Source organism: Paenarthrobacter sp. 10L412 (assembly GCF_056395565.1).
This window is the reverse complement of sequence record NZ_JBFTJT010000015.1, coordinates 38,547-56,327: the sequence shown is the minus strand read 5'-3', so window position 1 is coordinate 56,327 and position 17,781 is coordinate 38,547. Positions and strand designations below refer to the sequence as shown.

Below are 17,781 nucleotides of genomic sequence, written 5' to 3'. Positions count from 1 at the left end.
CGTTGCCCGTCGACGGCGGCTACACCACCCACTAAGAAGGAGACACCACCCATGACCACATGGATCCCGGACGGAACAGCAGAGACGCCGCAACGTCTCAGCGGAGCCACCCGCTTGTTTCCCATCATCGGAGACCCCATCACGCACGTGCAGTCCCCCATATGGCTCACGCGGACTTTCGCCGAGCGCGGCCATAACGGGATCTGCATACCGATGCATGTACCCGAGGGCGCACTCGATGCTGTCATGACCGGACTCACAGCAACGCCGAACGTCGACGGGATCCTGGTCACGATGCCGCACAAGCACGACGCCTTCACCTATTGCTCCACCAGCACCGACCGTGCGGGCCGCTCTGGCGTCGTCAGCGTCATGCGCCGCAACCCGGACGGCACCTGGCACGGGGACATGCTCGACGGCCTCGCGTTCGTAAAGGCGCAGCAGGACCACGGCGCGACCATCCACGGCTCACGAGCGCTGCTAGTAGGCACCGGAAGCGCGGGCAGCGCGATCGCAATCGCCCTCATCGACGCCGGGGTGCGGGAGCTCGTGGTCCACGACGCTGACCTGTCGCGCGTGAACGGTGTACTGGACCTGCTGGAGATGATGGATCCTGGCCGGGCGCGTGCCGGGACGGCCGACCCAACGGGCTTCGACCTGGTCTTCAACGCGACCCCTCTGGGGATGGGAGCCAAGGACCCGTTGCCGGTGGATCGCTCATTGCTGACCTCCTCAATGTTCGTCGGCGACGTCGTCTCGGGACACGGCACTACACCTCTCATTGCTGCAGCCCGTTCTGTTGGCTGCGGAACTGCCGCCGGTGAGCATATGGTTGAGGCCGTGCAAGATCTTATGGCTGATTTCATGCTCGGTCGCCGGAGTGAACAGTGACCACTCCCATTGCACCGGAGAACAGACCCAAGGAGACACGATGAACCATGCGCACCCACCGCTCCGGCACAGCCCCCGCGGGCAGGCCATGGCCCCGACAACTATGCCAATTCGTGCTGATGCCTTCGATGACCCGCACGGCACCGTCCTTTACTGGCTCGGCATGGCGGGATTTCTGATCAATGCACGGGGGACGCTGATTATGGTCGATCCGCTGCTCCAGGACTTTGACATGCCTGTGCTCATCGACTTCCCGCTCCAGGCGGCAGACGTCCCCCGACTCGATGGGATCCTGGTCACTCACGCGGACAATGACCACTTCAGCGTGCCGACATGTAATGCCTTGAATGAAGTCACCCAGCGGTTCCACTCGACCCGCTACGTCTCCGATCTGATGCAGGAACTGGGCATGCCCGCCGAGGGCCACGGCATCGGCGATGCCTTCTCCATTGGCGGGGTCCGGGTAACGGTCACACCGGCCGACCATGCCTGGCAGAATGCCGCGCCCCAGCCGGGGCAGCGCACCTTCCGCGATGAGGACTCGTGCGGCTTCTGGATCGAGACCCGTGACGGCGTGATCTGGGCACCAGGGGACTCACGGCTGATCCGCGAACACCATCTGACCATGCCGACCCCGGATGCGCTGCTGTTCGACTTCTCGGACAGCGAGTGGCACTTCACCTTCGACGGCGCCGTCGAGATAGCCAATGCCTATCCCGACGCGGACCTGCTCCTGCACCACTGGGGCTCGGTGGACTCCCCCGATTTCTCCCCGTTCAACGCCGACCCGGACACGCTCTGGGACGTCGTGGTCAACCCCAAGCGCATCCGTGTACTCGCACCGGGCGAGCCTTTCCGGCTGGGCGGCGCGTCCGCGTAGGCGCGAAACAGTCAGCGGTTGAGGCAACCGAGGTGGCGGCCGTGACGGTTGCCGCTGCCAATTCACGAATGGGTCGAGCACCCCGGCACCCTGAACCGCGAGTCGGACCGACAAAGCACAGGTGCCCCGCCAAGCCGAAGCCTGACGGGGCACTTATGCGAGACTCCAGTGTGACCGCCGGTGACAGCAAGTCAGCACCCAGATCCTCTGGTATCCGAGCCAATCAGCTCAAGAACCGCTAATTTGCCGAAGCACGTACTGCAGGATGCCACCGTTGCGGTAGTAGTCCGCTTCACCCGGCGTATCGATGCGCAGGACGGCGTCGAAGGACTTGGACGTGCCGTCCTCGGCCGTTGCCGTCACCTTGAGCGTCTTGGGCGTGGTGCCGTTGTTCAGCCCCGTGACGCCTTCAACCGAGAACGTCTCCGTACCGGTAAGTCCCAGCGTTGCTGCAGACTCGCCAGCGGGGAACTGCAGGGGAAGAACGCCCATGCCGATGAGGTTGGAGCGGTGGATGCGCTCGTAGCTCTCGGCGACGACGGCCTTGACACCCAGGAGCGCAGTACCTTTGGCTGCCCAGTCACGGGAGGATCCGGAACCGTATTCCTTGCCTGCCAGGACAACCAGCGGCGTTCCCGCGGCCTGGTAGTTCTGGGCGGCATCGTAGACGTAAGCCTGCGGTGCACCTTCCTGGCTGAAGTCGCGGGTAAAGCCACCCTCGACGCCGTCCAGGAGCTGGTTCTTGATGCGGATGTTGGCGAAGGTACCGCGGATCATGACTTCGTGGTTGCCACGGCGCGAGCCGTAGGAGTTGAAGTCCTTGCGCTCCACACCATTGGCCAGGAGGTACTGCCCTGCCGGTGTGTCCGACTTGAAGGAACCAGCCGGGGAGATGTGGTCCGTGGTGACGGAATCGCCCAGCTTCAGCAACACACGGGCGCCCTGGATGTCCTGGACGGGGTCCGGCTGTGCCTTCATGCCCTCGAAGTATGGGGGCTTGCGGACATACGTGGAGTCCTCGGCCCAAGCGAAGGTGTCGCCTGCAGGAGTGTCCAGTGCCTTCCAGCGCTCGTCGCCGTCGAAGACGCCCTCGTAACCCTTGGCGAACATGGCCTTGTCGATGGAGGAGTCAATGACTTCCTGCACCTCGATGGGGTTGGGCCAGATGTCCTTCAGGAAGACTTCATTGCCCTCGGAGTCGGTGCCCAGGGCATCGGTGTCGAAATCGAAGTCCATGGAACCGGCCAAGGCGTAAGCGATGACCAACGGCGGAGAAGCCAGGTAGTTCATCTTGACGTCCGGGTTGATACGGCCTTCGAAGTTGCGGTTGCCCGAGAGGACAGCCGTCACGGAGAGGTCGTTGGCCTGGATGGCTTCGGAGATCTCCGGCTCCAGAGGGCCGGAGTTGCCGATGCACGTTGCGCAGCCGTAGCCCACGATGTAGAAGCCAAGCTTCTCCAGGTACGGGGTCAGGCCGGACTTCTCGTAGTAGTCCGTGACAACCTTCGAGCCCGGGGCGACGGAAGTCTTGACCCACGGCTTGGACGTCAGGCCCTTGTCAACAGCGTTGCGTGCAAGCAGGGCTGCAGCCAACATGACAGACGGGTTGGAGGTGTTGGTGCAGGAAGTGATCGAGGCGATCGACACTGCACCGTGGTCCAACTCAAACTCGCGGCCGTCGGCGGTCTTCACGTGCACCGGGGAGGACGGGCGGCCATGCGCACCATTGGCGGCGGACGCAACGCGTGCCGTCTCCGTGGTGTGCGAGTCGGCGTGCGTGAACGACGGTGAATCGGAAGCCGGGAACGATTCATCCAATGACTCGTCCACACTGCCGTCTTCGATTGCAACGTAGTTGTGGATGTCCTTACGGAACTGCTCCTTGGCATCCGTCAGCTCGATGCGGTCCTGCGGACGCTTCGGACCGGAGATGGACGGAACAACGGTGGACAGGTCCAACTCGAGGAACTCGGAGAAGCGCAGCTCGCGGGAAGGATCGTGCCAGAGGCCCTGTTCCTTGGTGTATGCCTCCACAAGGGCGACATTCTCCTCGGAGCGGCCGGTGAGGCGCAGGTATTCAAGGGTGACGTCATCGATCGGGAACATGGCGGCCGTTGAGCCGAATTCCGGGCTCATGTTGCCGATGGTGGCGCGGTTTGCCAGCGGCACAGCGGCAACGCCTTCACCGTAGAATTCGACGAACTTGCCCACCACGCCGTGCTTGCGCAGCATTTCGGTGATGGTCAGCACAACGTCCGTTGCGGTGGCACCGGCCGGGATGCTGCCGCTGAGCTTGAAGCCCACGACGCGGGGAATCAGCATGGAGACGGGCTGGCCAAGCATGGCAGCCTCGGCTTCGATGCCGCCGACGCCCCAACCCAGGATGCCCAGGCCGTTGACCATGGTGGTGTGGGAGTCGGTTCCGACGCAGGTGTCCGGGTAGGCACGAAGCACGCCGTCGATCTCACGGGTCATGACGGTGCGGGCCAGGTACTCGATGTTGACCTGGTGGACAATGCCGGTTCCCGGGGGAACAACCTTGAAGTCATCAAAGGCCGTCTGGCCCCACCGCAGGAATTGGTAGCGCTCACCATTGCGCTGGTACTCGATCTCCATGTTGCGCTCCAGTGCGCCGGAGTTACCGAAGGCGTCGATCTGGACGGAGTGGTCGATGACCATTTCGGCGGGTGCCAGGGGGTTAACGCGCTTGGGGTCGCCGCCAAGTTCTTTCACGGCCTCGCGCATGGTGGCGAGGTCTACAACGCAAGGTACGCCGGTGAAGTCCTGCATGATGACCCGGGCAGGGGTGAACTGGATTTCCGTGTCGGGCTCCGCATTGGGGTCCCAACCGGCCAGGGCGCGGACGTGGTCAGCCGTTATATTGGCGCCATCCTCAGTCCGCAGGAGGTTTTCAAGCAATACCTTGAGGCTGAACGGAAGGCTGTCTGCGCCCTCTACGGAGTTCAACCGGAAAATTTCATAATCGGTGCCGGCTACATTCAGTACGCCTTTGGAACCGAAGCTGTCCACAGTGCTCATGGCAGGACTCCTCTCGCAACAGTTTCATCTTTGTCGCGTGGTTGGCCGCTAGCCAGTTAGGCGCACCTTACTTAGCCGGGCGGCACTCTCAGTTGGTCAACCCCTGTCCCCGCGCGGAACCATGCGGAGTGGGGCTGCTATGTGGGACTACTATGCCCATCGTAGTGGCATCGATCATGTTCAAGCACCGCTCCAGGGCAGCTCCACGAAATGCCGCACCCCACGCATCGCCCGCCATCTGGTGGCGTGGCGGGCGATAGCCGGCCTAACCGGCGGGAACGATGAGGCTGACGGTCTCCAAGTGATGCGTGTGGGGGTACAGATCGAATGCCCTCAACGACTCTAGGCGCCAACCGCCTTGCTGGAAGTAACCCAGATCACGTGCAAAAGAAGCCGGATCACAGGACACATAGGCAATTGCGCGGGGGTGTGAGGCCATGAGTTGGTTTATCACGGCTTTTCCAGCCCCCACGCGCGGCGGGTCCAGCACCAGGGAATCGAAGTTCCGGGGACGCTGGTGCAATACCCGCTCCACTCGTCCCTGCACGATCTCAACATGGGATTCTCCATGCAGGTTCTTGCGCGCATCACGGCTGGTGCCGGGCGATCCTTCAACGGACAATACCGAACCCGTAACGCCTACCGCATCAGCCAGGGGTGCAGTAAACAGGCCGGCACCGGCGTAGAGGTCCGCCACCGCAGCACCGGGTTGGAGATACCCTCCACCTGCGAGGTAGCCGGTCACCGCGTCCACCAGGGTGTCCGGCGCGTCCTTATGAATCTGCCAGAAGCCCTCGCCTGTCACACGGTATTCATGCCCTGCCGCAGATTCCTGTACCCAGGTCCGTCCCCGAAGCTGCAACACCTGGCCCTTGCCGGGATCGAAGCTGGCTACGGAAACTTCGTGCGGCAATTGCGAAAGGATGCTGTGCAGCCGCTTGGGACTGGTCGTTTCCTCCGGCGCCAGCAACACCAGCGGCCTGGAGCCATTGGCCGGCGCCGCCACTTCTACGCGTGCTATCCCGCTGAGATCGAGGTCCCACAACTTGAGGTCGTTGATTCCGGGAAGCGCCAACGGCATCTCCCGGATGGGCACCACGACGTCGGAACGGTGGGCATGCATACCCAGCCGCCCCTTGGAGGTCACAGCAAAGCTGGCGCGCGTACGCCAGCCGAGTCCGCCGTCGTCGTTGGCACCTACGCCCTCAACCTCGACCGCGAGGTCCAGGCCAGCGAGTCTCTTGAGCTGTTCGGACAACACTTCAGCCTTCAGGGCACGCTGCCGCTGCAGGGAAATGTGGCCGAGCTCGGCACCGCCCACGGGTGGATTCCCGTGCTGCCAGGCCGTCAACGAATCGGCCGGCTTCCAGAAGTGCTGCACGCGGTCCGGCGAGGCTTCCAGGACCTCCACGACGTCGGCACGCCAGAAGCGCGACGAGTCGCCGGAGTCGGTCAACCGGATCCGGACCTTCTCCCCCGGAATGCCGTGGCGTACAAAGATGACGCGGCCCTCATGGCGTGCGACGAAATGCCCGCCGTGCGCGATCGGGCCAACGTCAGCAGTCAGTTCGGTGCCGGGCGTACCTTGGCCTCCGCTGTTGTCGGTAAGGGGGGAAATGCTGTGGGAGGTCATTGGGTATCCTGCAGTGCCTTTGCTTCTTCGGAGGACTTGAGCTGCCACGGAACGCTGGCAACCATGACTCCAGGTTCAAAGTGGAGCCGCGTCTTGATTCTGAGTGCCGTCTGGTTGTGGACCAGCTGCTCCCACCATTTGCCCACGACGTACTCAGGGATGTACACGACGATCAAGTCCCGGGGTGAGTCTCGTCTCATGTTCTTGATGTACTCCATGATGGGAGTCACGGTCTCACGGTAGGGGCTGGCCAGGACGGTGAGCGGTACTGGAATTTCCAGCTTCTCCCAATCCCGAACGGTATGTTCTGTCTCTTCGGAGTTGATATCCACGGTAATCGCATCCAGTCGCGACGGCCGGGACGCCCGTGCGTAAGCCAATGCCCGCAGTACAGGCTTGCGGACGTGCGAAACAAGCAGGACAGCGTGGACACGGGTAGGTAGCGCGCGGGGCGATGAATCCTCGTCGACAGCCAACTCCTTGGCAACATTGTCATAGTGCGCCCGGATACTCCACATGATGAGGAACAGCACGAACATTGCCAGTAGCGCAATCCAGGCACCCTGCTCAAACTTCGTGATGAGGACGATGACCAAGACCAGTGCGGTCATGCCGAAGCCCACCATGTTGATGGTCCTGGACTTGATGATCCTGCGGCGGACCGCTTTGTCCCGCGCCAGTTTCAATTCACGGCCCCAGTGCCGGACCATGCCGAGCTGGCTGGCGGTGAAGGAAATGAAGACACCCACGATATACAGCTGGATGAGCTTGGTGACATCGGCGTTGAACGAAAGGATGAGGACCAGCGCCCCGGCAGCCAACGCCAGCACGCCATTGCTGAAGGCCAACCTGTCGCCGCGGGTGCGGAGCTGGCGGGGCAGGTAGCCGTCCTGGGCCAGGATGGACCCAAGCACCGGGAAGCCATTAAACGCGGTGTTGGAAGCGAACACAAGAATAACGCCGGTGGCAGCCACCACTATGTAGAACGGAATGGAACCGGCCCCAAAAATGGTGTCGGCGATCTGGCTGATGGCCGGATTCTGGATATAGCCCTCGGGCAGCGGCTTGCCGTCAAGGAGGAATTCCTTGGCGGGATCCAGAACAATGTGGACCTTCGTGGCGTTGGCCAGGTAAAGGATCCCGGCAAGCATGGCTGCTGCGATCGCGCCAAGTAACAGCAAAGTAGTGGCAGCGTTCTTGCTCTTGGGCTTTTGGAAGTTGGGCACGCCGTTACTGATCGCCTCCACACCCGTCAAGGCAGCAGCACCCGAGGAAAAGGCACGCAGCAACAGGAACGCACCGGCAAGGCCAACGAGGCCTTCATCGAAGCCGGCCTCGGGCACGATGGTGAAGTTGGCGGACGGCGCCTGGCCCAGTTGTCCCGTCAGCGCCTGGAAGATGCCCACGAGGGTCATGCCCAGGATGGACGCCATGAAGATGTAGGTGGGAACGGCGAAGACCGTGCCGGCCTCCTTGATTCCCCGCAGGTTGACCAAGGCGAGAATGATCACGCCCACAGTCGCGATCATCGCCTGTTGGCCGTGCAACGAAGGGATCGCCGTGGTGAGATAGGCGGCGGCGGAGGACATCGACACCGCAACGGTCAGGACGTAGTCCACCAGAAGGGCCGCAGCGACAGTGAGCCCGGCATATTTGCCCAGGTTGACGTTGGCGATCTCATAGTCGCCTCCGCCCGATGGGTAGGCGTGCACGTTCTGCCGATAGGAGGCGACCACTGTGAGCAACACCACCATCACGGCCAAGCCGACGAAGGGGGAGAACGCCACGGCGCTGACACCGGCCAAAGCCAGGGTCAGCAGGATTTCATCCGGCGCATATGCCACTGAAGACAGGGCGTCCGAGGCGAAGATCGGCAAAGCGATGCGTTTGGGCAAGAGGGTGTGGGATAGGCGGTCATTCCGGACTGGCCGGCCCACCAACACACGCTTCGCAGCATTCAGTATTGTCAACACTTTCGCAAAACTACTCTGAATCCCCAGCGATGTCATGACGGCGGTCTCCGCCTTACGCCCATCGCACCGGTAAAGTCATACGCAGCGGCACGGTAAACACACATAAGGAGACACGGTGGCTCACTTCGTGATCATGGGTTGCGGCCGTGTTGGCGCAACCCTGGCACACACTTTGGAAGACGCCGGCCATTCGGTGGCCATCATCGACCAGGACGAGCGGGCGTTCCGTCGGCTTCGCAACACGTTTACCGGCCGCAAGGTCACCGGCGTAGGTTTCGACAGGGACACGCTCAAGCAGGCAGGCGTGGAAGAGGCTTACGCCTTCGCCGCAGTTTCCAGTGGCGACAATTCCAATATCCTGGCCACCCGGGTAGCACGTGAGACCTTCCACGTTGGACACGTCGTGGCGCGGATCTACGATCCCGGACGCGCCGAAATTTACCAACGCCTCGGCATTCCCACCGTGGCCGCCGTGCGCTGGAGCGCGGACCAGGTCCTCAGGCGCATCCTTCCCGAACAGCATCTCGCCGGCGATTACCGGGAGCCATCCGGGCGGCTCGTCCTGGCGGAGGTGGACCTGCACGAGGGATGGATTGGCCATAGCGTGACGTCCATTGAAGCTGCCGCGGGCATCCGTGTCGCCTTCCTGACGCGTTTTGGTGAAGGCCTCCTGCCCCTGCCGGGCACGGCCTACCAGGAAGGCGATACCGTCCACGCAATGTTGAGCCTGGACAGGACCTCGGAGATCAGCCGCGTCCTCGCCAAAGCACCGGCCAAGGAGTCTTAGTGAAAGTTGTCATCGTTGGCGCAGGCAGCGTCGGCTCGTCCATTGCCCGTGAGCTCCTGGCCCACAACCATCAAATCCTGCTCATCGACCTCAAGCCTGAAGTCATTGGCCGCAGCGGCCTTCGGGGTGCGCGCTGGCTGGTGGGCGACGCCTGCGAACTCAGCACGCTGCAGGACGCCAAACTTGAGGATGCCGACGTCGTGGTTTCCGCTACGGGTGATGACAAAGTGAACCTCGTGGTGTCCCTGCTGGCCAAGACGGAATTCGCCGTAGGCCGCACTGTCGGACGCGTCAACAACCCCAAGAACGACTGGATGTTCAATGACTCCTGGGGTGTGGACGTCGCCGTCAATACTCCCCAGCTCATGACTGCCCTGGTTGAGGAAGCCGTGGAAATCGGCGACATCGTACGGCTCTTGACTTTGCAGACCGGCGTCGCCTCGATCGTGGAATTCACCGTTCCCCACGACTCCCACGTCATTGGGAGCACAGTGGGCGCCATTGACTGGCCGGAAGACGCCACGTTGGTGGCCATCCTGCGCGATCAGGCACCCATCACCCCAAGCCGGGACGATGTCCTCGACGGTGGTGACGAACTGTTCTTCGTCACCACCATCCAGGCAGAGGACGGCCTGCGGGCACTGTTGTCACCGGCGTCGATGGCTGGCCAAGGACCCCGTGACGGCGCTGGCGACGTCGCGGATCAGGCGGAGGACGACGGCTTCGACGGTTGAGGTGCGGGCTTGGTAACAAGCCAGGCCACCCAAAGGCCGAGGATGTAGAGCGGCGCACCCATGAGGAGCCGGGTAGTGGCCAACGCCGTCAAGCCTGGCTCACCCAGGAAGTACAGCGGCACCTGCACCACCAGCCGCAGCGCAAGCACCGCCACAACAATCCAGGTGCCAAGCTGGTACGCCCGCAGGCGTTCCGGATCCTTGCGCCATTCGAGACCCTCGTTGCGGACGAATCCGAACAGCAACCCGGCAAGGGGCCATTTGAGGACGACGGAAAGCACCATGCCCGCGATATAGGCAATGTTGGTGAAGAAGCCGAGAACGTAGAAATCCTCAGCCTTCCCTGTGGTGTTGGCCAACCAGGCAGAAATCCCGACGCCGACCACACCGGCAAGTGCCTGCGTCAACGGGCGTCGTTGGATCAGGCGGACAACTGTGAAGATTGCTGCCGTCGCCAACGCCGCGACCAGGGAAACCGTCAAGTCGCGGCTTATGGTGAAGGCCACGAGGAAAACGAGGCCCGGCAGGATACTCTCCGCGATGCCTTGCACTCCCCCTGCAGACTTCAACATGTCTACATGGCCGGCACTGTTGCGCTGAAGCCCTGCCTTTTCTGCATAGCCCGCAGCCAAATCCGCGACCCCCGGGGTTTCGGCCACCGGGGTCTTGGCTGACCCTGTGGCCGTGGTTTCATCCCCGCCTGGCGTAGGCTGTGCGGAATCCTTCGGCTCTGATCCATTGGCCACGGTCATAGGTGCTCCTGACGGGAAAGTATTTCGTAGCGTGGATTGAACATCGCAGGCAGGCCGTCCAGTTGCGTCACCATGCCGTTCAAGCGCAGCTCCACTCCTGCTTCAATCCCAGGTACACGGTTCCTGCCCAACCAGATCACGCGCAACCGTGCATCCTGCCTTTTCACTCCCCCGCCACCAACTGATGGTTGGGAACTGTGCTCCAGCGCGTCCACGACAACCGCTGAAAAGAAGGGTTGCTCACTTGGCGGCTGGTACGTGACGGATTCGATGAATCCAGTGCAGGTGGCCCTGCCGCGTGCAGGGAGATCACGGACGCCGTGTTGCTGGGACTGCTGCCCGGCGGATCCTGGCGAGCCGGGCGTATCAGCCAATCTGGGTGATCTCCGGTCCCCGCTCCGGCTGGTGCAGGGCGGGACCACCTTGCTGTGCACCGGGGTCTGGGGCTCCAGCGGGGGCCTGGGCTGGGGCTTGGGTAGCAGCGTCCTTGGGCAGACGCAGCTGCAACAGTTCGCGCGGCGGCATCGGATTGTTGCCGCGGACAACAACTACGCGCCGGAAGAGCTCCTCGAGGGCTGCCGCGGCGTCCCGGTCCAGGGCGGCTTCGCCGCCGAGGACACCACGCAGGAACCAGCGGGGACCGTCCACGCCCATGAAGCGGGCGGCGCGGAAACCCCGGCTGCCGTCGGTAGCTTCGGCGGGGAGCTTGGCGACGAGCTCTGTGCCAAACGTTCCAGATACTTCTTCTGTCTCGCCACCCTGGCTGGCTACGGATTGGCCGATCTGCTCGCGGATCTCGTCCCACAGACCCTCCGAACGCGGAGCAGCGAACGCTTGGAGCTGAAGGCTTGAGCCGGCCAGGTCCATGGTCACGGCCACCACGCGCTGGGTAGCTTCTTCCACTTCCAGCCGCAGCTGGAGTCCGTCAGCGGGTGCAATCAGCAGTGCGCCGAGGTCCACAAATCCATCGCGGTCCTCGATCTCATCGATGTCCCAAGGACCTTTGCCAAGCCGGAAATCACCCTTGGTACCGGACGCGCCGGTTGCAGGGGCTGTTGCCTCAGCCGCGTCGTTTTCCTCGACGGTGCCAGCGGTTTCCGGCCGCTCGGCCTTGGACTTTTTGCCGCGCCCAAAAAGCATTGGGTTGTCTCCTTAGTAGTGGTCTATCCCCAAGTAAACCGCAACCCCGTGGGTTATCAGGCCACCGGTGCGTTGAATCCGCCAGTGGAACCAAAGCCGCCCGTACCGCGGGCGGAGTCGGATAGATCATCAACCATCACGAAGCGCGCGTACTCGACGCGCTGAATCACCATTTGGGCAATTCTATCGCCGCGCTTGAGCTCAATGGCGTGGTTTTGGTCAGTGTTCAACAAGGTGACCGCGATTTCGCCGCGGTAACCTGCGTCCACAGTCCCGGGTGCGTTGACAACGGTGAGGCCATGTTTGGTCGCGAGGCCGGACCGCGGGTGGATCAGGGCCACGAAGCCGTCCGGGAGGGCAATCGAAACGCCCGTAGGAACCATTTTCCGTTCACCCGGGGCCAGTTTCACGTCCTCGCGGGCACGCAGGTCCGCACCGGCATCGCCCGGGTGCGCGTAGGACGGTGCTTCCAGCCCGGCGTCGAGCATTTTCAGCTGAACGTCCAAAGTGGGCGCGCCATACGCTGCGGTGGTGTCATTACTGAATACTGCGGTCTCGTTGCTCACAGTGGACCATTCTACGTGGGGCACCTCCATGCGGGCACTCCGGGCAGATAGCCGGCCCAAGGGCCGATAAGCTGGACCCATGCCTACGTCTGACCAGTCCGCCCCCATGCCTGCCCGGAATAGTCCCTCCGCCTCCGAGGTGCTGTTCACCGAGAAATTATGGCCGACCATCTGGATCTGGGTTGTCGTCGTGGGCCTCTCGAGCGCTGGAATCCTGATGTTCGCACCCATCAGTGCCGCCGCAGGCATCATCGCCGCCCTGGTGCTTCTGGCCGTCATGACCACCCTGTTGGTGGTTACAACACCTACCATCACCGTTACGCGGGACAGCCTTAGGGTGGGACGCGCCACTATCGACCGCAAATTCGTCGGCACGGCCGAGGCATTCAAAAAAGACGAGGCCACCGCCGAACGTGGAACCCGCCTCAATGGCCTCGCTTACATGTGCTTCCGCGGGTGGATCGATGCCGTAGTTAAAATCGACATCACTGACCCCGCCGATCGGACGCCCTACTGGCTCGTGTCTTCGCGCCGCCCGGACGAACTCGTCGCTGCGCTGGGCGCGCACTAGCGCTGTGCTGGGTGGGCATTAGCGGTGCGCTGGTCCTGCTAGCTCTCGCATTCCGTGCAGTACAGGTGTCCGTCCCTCTCAGTGGCAATCTGGGAGCGGTGCTTCACAAGGAAGCAGTTGTAGCACGTGAATTCGTCAGGCTGTGGTGGCATGACCTGAATCAGGAGCTCTTCTCCGGAGAGGTCCGCTCCCGGGAGCTCGAAGCCATCGGCAAGATCGGTCTCATCGACATCCACCGCAGAGGATTGCTTCCCCGACTGGCGCGTCTTGAGTTCCTCAATCGAGTCCTCGCTGACGTCTTCCTCGGTCTTTCGAGGGGCATCGTAATCCGTGGCCATGGTCCTTCTTCATCCTGTCGTACTTGCTCCGGGTAGGACTCCGGCCTGGCGGATTTCCTGCCCGCCGCCGGTCTAAGGGTGTAACGCCGGACGCCCCGGATTTGTGCCCGATATCGGCCAGATTGTCCTCCCCTGTCCAGCGATTGTCCAGAGGCGGCACATTGCGCTCGGATTGCGGGGAAGGATCCGCCCGATAATCTGCCACTTTCGCCGGAATATCACGGCACGCCCTTTGTCCTAGTAGGAAAAGGGCAATGGGGGTGGCAGAGTTTCGAATGTCAGTTATGCCATGTGGTGGAGGGTGTTATGCAGGATCTACGGCTGGTAGGCGTCCACGACGACGGCGGGCATCTGCTCCTGAGCGGACCCGGCGGTGCGATGTTCCAGCTTCCGATCGACGAGGCACTTCGTGCCGCGACGAGCAGGACCCCCGCCCAGGTCGCTGCGCGGGCGTCAAACACCCCGATTGCCATGTCCCCCAGGGATATTCAGTCCAGAATTCGCAGTGGAGCCACGGCGGCCGAAGTAGCGGAGTTGTCCGGGCTGCCCCTTGCCAACGTGCAACGTTACGAGGGTCCTGTCCTGGCCGAGCGTGAGTACGTTGCGCGGCAGGCCAGAAACATTGAAGTAGCTTCCCCGGCCCCGGGCCAGGACATCTATCGCTCTGCCTTTGGCGACAATCCAGCGACGCTCGGCGAAATGGTGGCCCACCGCCTGTCCGCGCACGGCATCGATTCTTCAACGGTTGAATGGGACTCCTGGCGCCGTTCGGATGGTTCCTGGACCGTCGTCGCGCGCTTTGAAACGGTCCCCGGTACGCACGGAAGCATCGGCGAGGAGCCACCGGCGATGTGGACGTTCAGTCCGCAGCGTAAATCCCTGCAGAACGCCAACCGCTGGGCTCAGCAGCTCAGTGAACTGGAGCCGCTGGACGGCCCTGTGCCTGCACGCCGGCTTGCCGCCGTCTCGGATCGTCCTTTCGACTTCGAGACCGACGCCGAAACCGCGGCGCGCGCGTCAGCAAAGGAATCCGACAGCCTCCTGGAAATGCTCCGCTCACGCCGCGGGCAGCGCCTGGGCGTGGACGAAGACGGCGATGACGCCTTGGCCGTCCTGCTCAGCAACGTTCCGGCAGCCCACCCGCGTTCTGGTGGCGAAGATCAACAGCCGGCCGAGGAACCTGCCGGGGATCAAGCAGAACCGGAGGTTTCTCCTGTGGCTGAGCCTGCGCGGAAGGACGGACGTCCGTCCATGCTGTCCCGGCTGAGCCTGGCGCCCCGGAACCATGACTCAAACGACGACGACTCACTGAAACTCCACGACGGCGTCAGCACGGAGACGCGCGAAATAACCGTTGTGGCCAGCCCATTGCGGCCCGTGACTTCCTTAACCGACCGCAAGCCGGGGGTGGCCAGTGCTCCTGAGCCCAAGGACGCGGATCGAAGTGATTCCGGGACAAACCAGACGCCACGGGCAGGGCTGGACGAACTGCTTGGCGGGGCCACATCCCCGCAAACACAGACTGATCGTGCTGCCTCGCGCGCAGAGACAGCCGCACAGGACAGGGCACCCCTCGAAGCCGGGGACCATAACACGCACAAGGATGCTGAGGCACCCGTAGAGCGCCAGCCCTCCCGTCCAAAACGGTCAAGCATCCCCAGTTGGGACGAGATCGTCTTCGGCGCCCGCGGCGACTAGCCCTAGCGCGGCGTCAAGCCGGAGCCAGTGCCGGAGCCGGCTCCGGGCCACAGGCAGGCATCGACGTCGAACGGAAGAGTCTGGTCTCCCCCGGCCATCAGGTTGGCCCCGTGGGCTGTCACGCGGCGCATGTAATGGCGTCGGCACAAGGTCTCATAGCCAACCACGGGTTCGTGGCCAACAGCTTCCCCTGTCTGAACTTGATCGCTCACGCCCGGGACGTCGCCGGCAGTCTGGGGAGCGACATCGCCAACCATGACCTGGTCCCCTTCCACCACCATGATGCCGTCCACCGTTCGGGCATTTTGAGTTGCCCGGCGCCCGCACCAGCACAGTGCCTCGACCTGTAGCACCTGTACTTTGTCGGCGAGTTCGATCAGACGTTGGGAGCCGGGAAACAAAGTGGTTCGAAAGTCCGAGGTGATCCCGAACGCGAAGACGTCCACCTCCATCTCATCCACCAGGCGCGCCAACTGCTCCACTTGGGAAGCGGAATAAAACTGCGCTTCATCGCAGATCAGATAGTCCACACGGAGCCCACTGGTCCGGCGTACAACCACTTCGTCCCAGAAGTCCGTGTCCGCATGGACTTCAACGGCGTCTGTCCTGAGGCCCAACCTGCTGGAAATCGTCGAATCACCTGCGCGGTCGTTGCAGCTGAAACGTACCCCGCCTCTGCCCCGCGCGCGGTGGTTGTAGTCCATTTGCAAAGCCAGTGTGGACTTACCGCAATCCATGGTGCCCGAGAAGAAGACGAGTTCAGCCACGTTTGCCCTTTTTACCGGCTGCCGGGAAGCAAAGGAATGGCACTTCGCGTTCCGCCTTCGTCAAGGAACCGTGTTGGCCGATTACTTCCAACGACGCCGGACGGACCCTGCGGGTGTCGTAAAGGGCAAGGGTGTCCCGGGCGGCGATCATGACATCGCCGATGCGCGGCGCCACCGCCGGCTGGACGTCACCGAACAACCCGGCGCCTATCGCCTGCTCCCGGGTGAAAGCCCAGATGCGTTCGCCAAACCTTGCCCGCCAGGCCGAGATGAGTGACTCGCGTTGCGTATCCGGGAGGCCGGGCTCAAGGTAAAGATGAACCATGCGGGGCTCGCCTGCAGTGTGGCGGACCCCGGCAACGAGTGAAGCATCAGCTGAGTAGTCAATGCGCTGGGACTCGGGAACGTCCAGCATTCCGTGATCCCCGGTCAGCACGATGGTGGTTCCCGGGGGCAGCGTCGCGGACAGTCTCTTGACGGTGGAGTCGAGCTCTTCAAGCTGGTGTTCCCAGCGGTCGGACTGGCAGCCGTAGCGGTGACCGGCTTTGTCCAGCTCGTTGACGTAGAAGTACATCAGGGAGCGGCCACCACCGGACATTGCCTCTGCTGCGGCGGCTGTGCGCGCATGCAGGCTTGTGCCGCCCACGAAACGGCTGCCCCGGAGGGCTGCCTGCGTCATCGGGGAATTCCCGAACTGCGGGAGGCTCACGGTGACGACGTCGACTTCGGCCCCTATGCGTTCGAACACGGTAGCGTGCGGCTGCCAAAGCGCAGGGTCCACGTGGGCGTCCCAGTTGCCAAGCAGGTTCACTACTTTGTCCTGGGAAGGATCCAGGACGTCGTAGCCCACCATGCCGTGCTGCCCGGCGGGAAGCCCTGTACCCAGGCTGGCCAGGGAAGCCGCGGTGGTGCTGGGAAAAGCGGAATCAATCCAGTTGGGGACGCTGCCCTGTCCGCCGGACAGGATGGAACGCAGGAACGGTGTGTGAGAAGCCTTTTGCTTGAGCAGGCTGCGGCCCAGGCCATCGGCGAGGACTACACAGACACGCTGGGCGGCGGGCAGGTGAAGCTGGTTGGCAAATCCGGGGATGCCCATGCTCGCGGCAGCACTGGTGAAGACTTCGGCGATCGATCTGCTCCCAAAAAGCGGGGGCGAAGGGAGCTCGGAGGCCGGCGCCGTACCGGACATTGGCTGCGTGTGCTCCTGGGCGGTCACCCTCAACGCTGGTGTCCGCGGCTCAAGCGGTTGCTGAAGACCCCCGACCGTGGCCGGGGCGCGGGGATGCCGGCGTGTGGGACGGGTGTGGGATTTGCCGTGTTCACGGCACGAAGGGCGCGCGCGAAGACCTTGGCATCCTGGACCGCTTGGAGGCCGTCCGCTTCGGCACTGATGCGCAGGACGATGTCCTCCTGCGCGATGGTTCCGCTGTAGCCGTGGTCCGCTTCGCACTGCGGATCACCGCAGCTTGCCGGGCCCATATCCAGGCGCTGCCCACCGGACCAGGCAATGGACACTGTCATTTCCCGAACGGGATCCGACGGCTTGTAGTCCTGTGGCTGGGAATACATGTAGCTAAGGACCACAGAACGGATCTGCGCCACGGGTACGGATTCCGTGGAAATCTGGGCGACGATCTGTTCCCCGGCTTCATCGAGCTGTTGATCGTCAACGTGGGTGATCACCAGCATGTCTTCGGTGAGTACCAGCACTGTGATGTGACGGCGAACCTCGGCGCGATCGAAGTGCGTCTCAAGGTGCACCAGGTGTGACAAGCAATCGCGGCCATCCAAGGCGTCATCCACGACGTCGGCCACCAGCCTGGGGTAGAAACCAGCCTGTTGCAGCGCTTGGTCCAGGCTCTGTCCCTGCAAGCTGTGGTTATGGGCGCTGTGGTGCCCGGCATTGGACGGACGGGACTGAGGCGTCGGAGACTGGGTGCTCATTCCCCCATTTTCACAGATCCACTGGGGACTTCCTAACTGCCGGCTCCGCCACTGGGCCGGTCGCTGGC

The 17,781-nt window shown here is 62.9% G+C and carries 17 protein-coding genes; 6 read left to right on the top strand and 11 right to left on the bottom strand.

The genetic code is table 11. The features are described from left to right. Nucleotides 1-51 precede the first annotated feature (51 nt). A complete protein-coding gene (locus AC1DD7_RS19590; protein WP_477516249.1) occupies nt 52-891 on the top strand; it encodes a shikimate dehydrogenase family protein in 840 nt (279 codons plus the stop codon). Nucleotides 892-931: 40 nt separating this feature from the next. Then, complete coding sequence (locus AC1DD7_RS19585) at nt 932-1,771, top strand: MBL fold metallo-hydrolase (RefSeq protein ID WP_477516248.1); 840 nt, start codon at nt 932-934, stop codon at nt 1,769-1,771. Nucleotides 1,772-1,999: 228 nt separating this feature from the next. Here the strand turns inward: AC1DD7_RS19585 and acnA are convergent, their stop codons facing one another. The 3 genes from acnA to AC1DD7_RS19570 all read right to left on the bottom strand — a co-directional run bounded on the left by acnA (nt 2,000) and on the right by AC1DD7_RS19570 (nt 8,416). Continuing rightward, nucleotides 2,000-4,810, bottom strand: coding sequence for an aconitate hydratase AcnA (gene acnA, locus AC1DD7_RS19580; protein WP_477516247.1), 2,811 nt, complete (start codon nt 4,808-4,810; stop codon nt 2,000-2,002). 265 nt (nt 4,811-5,075) lie between these two features. After that, nucleotides 5,076-6,443: a class I SAM-dependent RNA methyltransferase gene (locus AC1DD7_RS19575; RefSeq protein ID WP_477516246.1), complete on the bottom strand. Its 1,368-nt coding sequence runs from the start codon at nt 6,441-6,443 to the stop codon at nt 5,076-5,078. Next, nucleotides 6,440-8,416 carry an APC family permease gene (locus AC1DD7_RS19570; RefSeq protein WP_477516245.1) on the bottom strand — a complete coding sequence of 659 codons (1,977 nt, stop codon included), beginning with the start codon at nt 8,414-8,416 and terminating at the stop codon, nt 6,440-6,442. Before AC1DD7_RS19570 ends, AC1DD7_RS19575 begins: the two co-directional genes overlap by 4 nt. A gap of 115 nt (nt 8,417-8,531) precedes the next feature. On the opposite strand from AC1DD7_RS19570, the gene AC1DD7_RS19565 reads away from it, so the two are divergent. Both AC1DD7_RS19565 and AC1DD7_RS19560 read left to right on the top strand, forming a co-directional pair. After that, on the top strand, nt 8,532-9,203 hold the full coding sequence (locus AC1DD7_RS19565) for a potassium channel family protein (RefSeq protein ID WP_442017531.1): 672 nt from the start codon (nt 8,532-8,534) through the stop codon (nt 9,201-9,203). Next, nucleotides 9,203-9,937 (top strand): potassium channel family protein, encoded by a 735-nt coding sequence (locus tag AC1DD7_RS19560; RefSeq protein WP_477516244.1) that lies wholly within the window; start codon nt 9,203-9,205, stop codon nt 9,935-9,937. Before AC1DD7_RS19565 ends, AC1DD7_RS19560 begins: the two co-directional genes overlap by 1 nt. Here the strand turns inward: AC1DD7_RS19560 and AC1DD7_RS19555 are convergent. The 4 genes from AC1DD7_RS19555 to dut are packed head-to-tail and all read right to left on the bottom strand — an operon-like array spanning nt 9,907 to nt 12,395. After that, nucleotides 9,907-10,689, bottom strand: a complete 783-nt coding sequence (locus AC1DD7_RS19555; protein WP_477516243.1) for a DUF3159 domain-containing protein — start codon at nt 10,687-10,689, stop codon at nt 9,907-9,909. The genes AC1DD7_RS19560 and AC1DD7_RS19555 overlap by 31 nt on opposite strands. Then, nucleotides 10,686-11,063, bottom strand: coding sequence for a hypothetical protein (locus tag AC1DD7_RS19550; RefSeq protein ID WP_477516242.1), 378 nt, complete (start codon nt 11,061-11,063; stop codon nt 10,686-10,688). Before AC1DD7_RS19550 ends, AC1DD7_RS19555 begins: the two co-directional genes overlap by 4 nt. Then, nucleotides 11,056-11,829, bottom strand: coding sequence for a DUF3710 domain-containing protein (locus AC1DD7_RS19545; RefSeq protein WP_477516241.1), 774 nt, complete (start codon nt 11,827-11,829; stop codon nt 11,056-11,058). Before AC1DD7_RS19545 ends, AC1DD7_RS19550 begins: the two co-directional genes overlap by 8 nt. Before the next feature lie 56 nt (nt 11,830-11,885). Next, nucleotides 11,886-12,395, bottom strand: a complete 510-nt coding sequence (dut, locus tag AC1DD7_RS19540; protein WP_477516240.1) for a dUTP diphosphatase — start codon at nt 12,393-12,395, stop codon at nt 11,886-11,888. A gap of 79 nt (nt 12,396-12,474) precedes the next feature. On the opposite strand from dut, the gene AC1DD7_RS19535 reads away from it, so the two are divergent. Beyond that, nucleotides 12,475-12,966, top strand: coding sequence for a DUF3093 domain-containing protein (locus tag AC1DD7_RS19535; protein WP_477516239.1), 492 nt, complete (start codon nt 12,475-12,477; stop codon nt 12,964-12,966). Between the two features lie 38 nt (nt 12,967-13,004). On the opposite strand, the gene AC1DD7_RS19530 is transcribed toward AC1DD7_RS19535, so the two are convergent. Continuing rightward, nucleotides 13,005-13,304 carry a DUF4193 domain-containing protein gene (locus AC1DD7_RS19530; RefSeq protein WP_216923072.1) on the bottom strand — a complete coding sequence of 100 codons (300 nt, stop codon included), beginning with the start codon at nt 13,302-13,304 and terminating at the stop codon, nt 13,005-13,007. 306 nt (nt 13,305-13,610) lie between these two features. On the opposite strand from AC1DD7_RS19530, the gene sepH reads away from it, so the two are divergent. Continuing rightward, a complete protein-coding gene (sepH, locus tag AC1DD7_RS19525; protein ID WP_477516238.1) occupies nt 13,611-15,002 on the top strand; it encodes a septation protein SepH in 1,392 nt (463 codons plus the stop codon). 2 nt (nt 15,003-15,004) lie between these two features. Here the strand turns inward: sepH and AC1DD7_RS19520 are convergent, their stop codons facing one another. From AC1DD7_RS19520 to AC1DD7_RS19510, 3 genes are read right to left on the bottom strand one after another with little or no spacing between them, the layout of a single operon-like run. Then, entirely contained in the window at nt 15,005-15,769 is a 765-nt protein-coding gene (locus AC1DD7_RS19520; RefSeq protein WP_477516237.1) for a thymidine kinase, read from the bottom strand. Further along, nucleotides 15,762-16,991, bottom strand: a complete 1,230-nt coding sequence (locus tag AC1DD7_RS19515) for an alkaline phosphatase family protein (protein WP_477516236.1) — start codon at nt 16,989-16,991, stop codon at nt 15,762-15,764. The genes AC1DD7_RS19520 and AC1DD7_RS19515 overlap by 8 nt, the downstream gene beginning before the upstream one ends. Beyond that, complete coding sequence (locus tag AC1DD7_RS19510) at nt 16,988-17,713, bottom strand: DUF5998 family protein (RefSeq protein WP_477516235.1); 726 nt, start codon at nt 17,711-17,713, stop codon at nt 16,988-16,990. The genes AC1DD7_RS19515 and AC1DD7_RS19510 overlap by 4 nt, the downstream gene beginning before the upstream one ends. Nucleotides 17,714-17,781: the final 68 nt, after the last annotated feature.